The sequence below is a fragment of the Prevotella conceptionensis 9403948 genome, assembly GCF_000312305.1.
In the GTDB taxonomy this organism is placed as follows: Bacteria; Bacteroidota; Bacteroidia; order Bacteroidales; family Bacteroidaceae; genus Prevotella; species Prevotella conceptionensis.
In genome coordinates, this window is sequence record NZ_HE999449.1 from 12,489 (window position 1) to 13,342 (window position 854).

The 854-nt window shown below is 47.5% G+C and carries 2 protein-coding genes; both read left to right on the forward strand.

Annotated features, from left to right (window positions below):
• The first annotated feature begins 47 nt into the window (after nt 1-47).
• Nucleotides 48-500 (forward strand): DUF3408 domain-containing protein, encoded by a 453-nt coding sequence (locus BN93_RS10700; protein ID WP_019188322.1) that lies wholly within the window; start codon nt 48-50, stop codon nt 498-500.
• A gap of 12 nt (nt 501-512) precedes the next feature.
• Nucleotides 513-770 carry a DUF3408 domain-containing protein gene (locus tag BN93_RS10705; RefSeq protein WP_019188323.1) on the forward strand — a complete coding sequence of 86 codons (258 nt, stop codon included), beginning with the start codon at nt 513-515 and terminating at the stop codon, nt 768-770.
• Nucleotides 771-854 lie beyond the last annotated feature (84 nt).

Genomic DNA, 854 nt, shown 5'->3' on the forward strand with positions numbered 1-854 from the left:
CTCGCAGACGAAATACTTGACATTATAAACCTCAAAAGATAAAGACAATGGCAAAGAAGACAAGAGTGGAAGACATCGACAGCAATTTCATCATCAACTCGTTCCGTCGGGACGACATGAGCATCCCACCCGAAGCAAGGACGAACGGAGTGGAAAGTGAAAAGCAGGAAGAGTCGGAAGATGAGTCGCCTATGGGAAAAGGAGCGGGCAAGGAAGAAGAACAGAAGACGGAGGAAATGCCGACACGCCGCAGACGGTCGAAAGACAGGGAGCAGGAATACCTTGCCGCCTTTCACAAGGAAGTGGACATCCCTGCCCGTATCGGTAAGACCGTGTACATCCGCAAGGAGTATCACGAACGGATACAGCGTATCCTGCGCATCATCGCCAAGGACGAGGTGTCACTGTTCAGCTATATAGACAATGTGCTGACCTACCACTTCGAGCATTTCGGCGAAGAAATCAAAAAGTTATATGAAAACAACAGTTCAATATTCTAAAAACAAAAGACAATGGAAAAGAAAGACAACCGCTTCCTTTACAGGGAAACATTCTTGAAGAAGACGCATTACACAGCAAGAGACGGCAAACAGGTGTACATTCCGGTCGTCTACCATGAGAAGATGCTCAAAATCGTGCAGCTTATATGCAGCAACAGGGTTAATATCTCTGATTTACTGTGCAACATGCTCGAAGAACATTTCAGAACGCACGGAGAAGAACTCAAAGCCCTCTATGAGGAAGCCCTGCTTAAGAACATGGAGCTATGACGACCTTTCTCATCATCGCCCTGCTGGCATACAATGCTTGGCTGGCCTATCACCTTTTGAGTCGGCCGTCTGCCTCCAAAGGGC